This window comes from Streptococcus danieliae (assembly GCF_013415245.1).
Lineage (GTDB): Bacteria > Bacillota > Bacilli > Lactobacillales > Streptococcaceae > Streptococcus > Streptococcus danieliae_A.
Genome location: NZ_JACBXX010000091.1, coordinates 1 through 5,114, shown reverse-complemented (window position 1 = coordinate 5,114; position 5,114 = coordinate 1). Strand labels below are relative to the sequence as shown.

The following is a 5,114-nucleotide window of genomic DNA, read 5'->3' as shown; positions in this document are numbered from 1 at the left end:
TATGAGTCTGTTATGAGCACAAGATATAGCTTTAGAACTGGCCAATTATAGCCCTGTGTTGATGGAAACTTGGAACCTTTATCAACTGCTACTTGGATATTTTAAGGAAAGAAATGCGGACTACTTTTTTGACTTGATTCGAGAGAGCCAAAATTCAGAGCTCCTCCCTCAAAGCTTTCGTGATAAGCTAGCTTTTCTTTTAAAGAAGGAAGAATCTATCCGTCTAGCCCTTTCTGTGCCTTACAATAATGGCCTCGTTGAAGGAACTAATAATAAAATTAAGCTTCTGAAGCGCTCTGCTTTCGGCTATCGGAAACATGAGCATTTATTTGCCAGAGTTTACTGGATGCAATCTCCTGCTGTCCACTCTATCTAAAAATCCTCCCCTCTAAGGAGGGGAGGGCGTGTATCATAGGCTTCTGAAGAATTAGAAGAAATGCGCAACCTAGTGGTGAAAAGATTCCAAGCTTGCCAGCTTGGAATCGGGGGGAGTCGGGAAACTTCGGTTCCCGACTAAGGCATGGAACTCGTTAGAGGTCGCTGCCGTCCCCCACCACAGGGGAAGCATCTCATAGAAATTCGAAAGAAGCCAGGGTACAGTCATTAAAAAGCTACAATTATCAAATTCCATGACTATCGGTTTTCAGGAATTCCACACAACTTGCAAAAGAACCGTTTTTTTGTATATTAGATTTACAGGGTTTTAGTATTAGAAATGGATACACCCTTAAAAAATTTAGGAGATAGGTAAAATGACCAAAATTGAACCACGAATTTTTGATGAGTTGAAAAGAGCTTTATCGTCTTTTGGCCACAAGTATTTTGTCGGGGAAGAATTGAATCGCTCAAAATTGACAGATGATTTACGTAACTACGATGAACCACTTTTGGGAAAATTACTTGAAGTAGACGTTATCAAACAACATTTTATTAAGGAAGTTGCAGGCCAAAAACTTTTTCAAATCGAACAGCTTGAAGAAAGTCTGCTCTATAATGATTATTGGGACACGAGCTATACTAAATATGAAAATCGTGTTGGCTTAGCTTCAAGGGGAAAATTCTTACAAGATAGTCAAGATGTTGTTTTAGATTTTCCATTTAAGGACGGTGTTCTTACAGCTTCGATGACTAAAGAAGATGCAGAGAATGGTTACGATGATGCCTTCTTAAACGAAGTTATTGAAAAAGATGAAATTGACCGCCTATTCGATAAGAAAGTACTTGCTAATGTAAAACGGTTTGGGCTACAATCAGCAGAGCAGAGCAGAGCAGAGCAGAGCAGAGCAGAGCAGAGCAGAGCAGAGCAGAGCAGAGCAGAGCAGAGGTAGATAATGGGATTGTTTCTTTTGATAAGGAGAAAGACAATCTGATTATCAAAGGAAATAATCTGTTGGCTTTACATACGATTAGTCACATTTTTTCAGGACAAGTTAAACTTATCTATATTGACCCACCTTATAATACAGGGAATGACGGCTTTACTTATAATGATAAGTTCAATCATTCATCGTGGTTGACATTTATCAAAAATCGTTTAGAAATTGCAAAAAAATTTTTATCTGATGAAGGTATTATTATTGTTCAATGTGATGATAATGAGCAAGCATATCTCAAAGTTTTAATGGATGATGTTTTTGGTGTACAAAACTTCCAAGGAACTATTGTTAATATAGTGAAAACTGAAGGGAGGAGATATGGAAGTATTGCAAAAACACATGAATATGCATTGGTTTATAGTCTTAATTTTGAAAAAGCTAAAATGTATGAAATGGAAATACAAGGAAAGTCATTTCAGTATTTTGATCTAAATGGCGGTTTTGATATTAAGGATTTGCGAAATCAAAATACTGTCGCATTTAATTCCACGAATCGGCCAAACTTACGTTATCCGTTCTATGTAAATGTTAATGATGTAGATGAGAATGGATTCATGAAACCTAAGGTTAATAGTTTTGAAGGTTCGACAGAAGTGTGGGCAACAACTGTTGAAGGGAGAGAAAGCGTTTGGCGTTGGGGGAGAGAAAAGGCTGAACGTCAATCTGATGATTTAGTAGCGCGTCAAAGTAATGATGGGCTTATTAGAGTGTATGTAAAGAGACGTACTTCGACAACAATGCCAAAGTCTTTCTGGAATGAGACTAACTTTCTATCTATTACAGGTACACGTGAATTAGATAAATTATTTAATAAGAAGATATTTACATTTCCTAAACCCGAGGGATACCTTAAAAGAATAATTGATATTGCCAGTGAACCAGGGGATCTTGTACTAGACTTTTTCATGGGTTCTGCTACTACTCAAGCTGTTGCGATGAAAATGCATCGTCGCTTTATTGGTATTGAGCAAATGGACTATACTAACACTGTATCGATTCCACGTCTTCAAAAAGTAATGGATGGAGAACAAGGAGGTATCTCCAAAGATGTTAACTGGCAAGGGGGAGGCTCTTTCATCTATGTTGAACTAATGCCTAAGAACATGGGCTACTTGCAAGATATTATTCAGGCTAAAGACCTTAATGAGTTGAAAGCAGTTTATACTCGGATGCTTACTGGTACGGATACTAACGATCCTGCTGATATTTCTTTCCGTGCGGATTTAGACAAGATTGATTGGTCTCAGGGATTTGAAGATAATAAACGTTTGCTTGTAAAACTTTTGGATAAGAATGGCCTTTATTACAATTATTCAGAAATTGATGATGAGAATGTTCGTCACCTCTTATCAGATGAAGATTACTATTTCAATAAGAGTTTCTACGAGGGGGAGGGATAAGATGGCAAAAGCAGTTAAGGTGCTACGATTTCCCCTTGTAGATCAGGCTGAAGAGGCTGAAAAGGATTTATTCAGTCAGCATCAGGGTTATCATATTCCTGAATATATTAATGCAAACCTAGTCCATACACTACGTCATTATCAGGATCAAGCGATTCGAAACTATCATTATACGCAGACACAGGTAAAGCCTAGTCCTCAACATGTTCTTTTTAATATGGCAACTGGTTCTGGAAAAACCGACTTGATGGCAGGATTAATTCTTTATCTTTATCAGGAGCAAGGCTATCGTAATTTTTTGTTTACGGTTAATACCAATTCAGTTTTAATGAAAACTAAGGAGAATCTGGTCCATAAAACTAGTGACAAGTATCTTTTTCAAGATAAGATTGAAGTTGAGGGGCAACAAATTTCCATTCAACAGGTTGATCGCTTTCCACGTATTCAGCAAGACAATACTATCTACATAAAATTATCTTCTGTTCAAAAACTGTCTGATGACCTATTTGTTATTAAAGAAAATACGATGGGATTTGTAGACTATGAAAAGCATCCTGTTGCAATTTTAGCGGACGAAGCCCATCATTATTCTGCTAGCACGAAGTCTGAAAAGGAATCTGAAAACACTTGGGAATCAGCTATTCATAAAGTTTTAGGAGCTCGAGATGATCAGAATCAGAAAAATCTTCTTTTAGAGTTTACAGCAACGGTTGATTTTGAGAAGGATGTGATCTATAACAAGTATCGTGATAAAGTTGTCTACCGTTATCCCTTGAATCGTTTTATGTTTGATGGCTATTCTAAACAAGTCAAGCGGATTGAAACGTCTGCAAGTGATCAAGATAAAATGCTAAATGTTGTTTTACTTTCTCAGTTTCGAAAATACCGTGCCTATGCGGAAGGCGTTACAGGTACTTTTAAACCTGTAATTATGTTTAAGTCTGCAAAAGTTACTGTTTCTTTGGAGGCTCATAGACTTTTTAATGAATTGATCCAGAATCTTAATGTGACTGATTTGTTAAATTTCATTAAACGTCAGCAGCTGTTGGATAGTAATAAGAGTTCTGCTTTAGAATTGGCTTACAACTACTATCTCAAAAATGAAAATAATCTTGCTAAAATTGTTCATGAGATTAAACAGGACTTTGATCCAAGAAATATCTTAAATGCCAATGATGCACGTGGGAATATGCTAGAAAAGGGACAATATGAAGCCTTAAATACGCTGGAAAGTCCTAATAATCTATACCGTGTGGTTTTTGCAGTCGCAAAACTGACTGAGGGCTGGGATGTCTTAAATCTATATGATATTGTCCGCATTGAACAGGAGGCTCCAACCAATAAAAAAGCTACCCTAGTTGAAGCGCAGCTGATTGGTCGTGGAGCTCGTTATTATCCATTTGTCTTAGAGGGTGTAAAAAGCTATCGGCGTCGGTTTGATCAGGATAGTTCGAATAAGCAACTATTATTGGAAACTCTCCATTATCACACCATGAATGAGCCTCAATATTTGAAGCAGTTGGTGAGTTCTTTAAAACAAATGGATTTACCGACAGGTGAGGATAAGAAAAATCCACCACTTGAAATCAAAGTTAAATCTGCTTTCAAGCGAACAGAGGCTTATAAAACAGGTAGAATCTATTATAATGAAACAGAAGAAGTGGACGATGGTTGGTTTAATTCAATTCAAAAATATGGGATTTCTCATCCAGTCGCTATTAAACGAAATTTGAATTATGGGAGTCGTGAAGTCTCCTATCAGGATATGAGTAGTTTGAATATTCCTACAAAGTCGATTCCAGTGAAAGGATTTGATGCCCGCTTTATTAAAAAAGCCATTCAACGACTGGAATTTTATCAATTCCATAATTTAAAAAAGTATCTCCCTCTTATTTCTTCGATGAACAAAAATTTTAAAATGAAGTTAGCCACCCATCCTATCTGCTAGATAAGTACTACAACTCATTCTGATGAGTTGTCTGATTTCATTTGATAATAGGTTTGGAGCTGTTAGGCTAATTGGCCAAGGCTAATGATAGCCTTGGTTTAGCCCTCAAAACAGCTTCAAAAGTCCCTGTTGTCAAATGAAATCCTTTTGTAAGGTATAAGAAAACACCTCCGTGCTATACTTGTTGTTCACCACAAACAAAAGGAAGGGCACAGAGATGCAAAACAATTATACAACAAAAGGAAAACATTTGACAATTAATGATCGTCGCTACATTGAACGATGGAACAAAGAAGGAAAATCCAATCGAGAAATTGCTCGCCTACTTAGAAGAGCTCCTCAAACAATCAATAACGAAATCAAGCGAGGGCAAGTCTTACAACAAGTGAG

Annotated in this window: 2 protein-coding genes and 2 pseudogenes; all 4 read left to right on the top strand. The window is 37.0% G+C overall.

What is annotated here, in order from left to right:
* Positions 1 to 25: 25 nt before the first annotated feature.
* Positions 26 to 376: a transposase gene (locus HZY94_RS03635; protein WP_322783465.1), complete on the top strand. Its 351-nt coding sequence runs from the start codon at positions 26 to 28 to the stop codon at positions 374 to 376.
* Between the two features lie 376 nt (positions 377 to 752).
* Positions 753 to 2,776, top strand: a pseudogene (locus tag HZY94_RS03625) (DNA methyltransferase).
* 1 nt (position 2,777) lies between these two features.
* Positions 2,778 to 4,679, top strand: a pseudogene (locus tag HZY94_RS03620) (DEAD/DEAH box helicase family protein); the annotation flags it as partial.
* A 262-nt stretch (positions 4,680 to 4,941) separates the two neighbouring features.
* The coding region (locus HZY94_RS03615; RefSeq protein WP_179925053.1) for a helix-turn-helix domain-containing protein at positions 4,942 to 5,114 on the top strand (173 nt) is incomplete at its 3' end.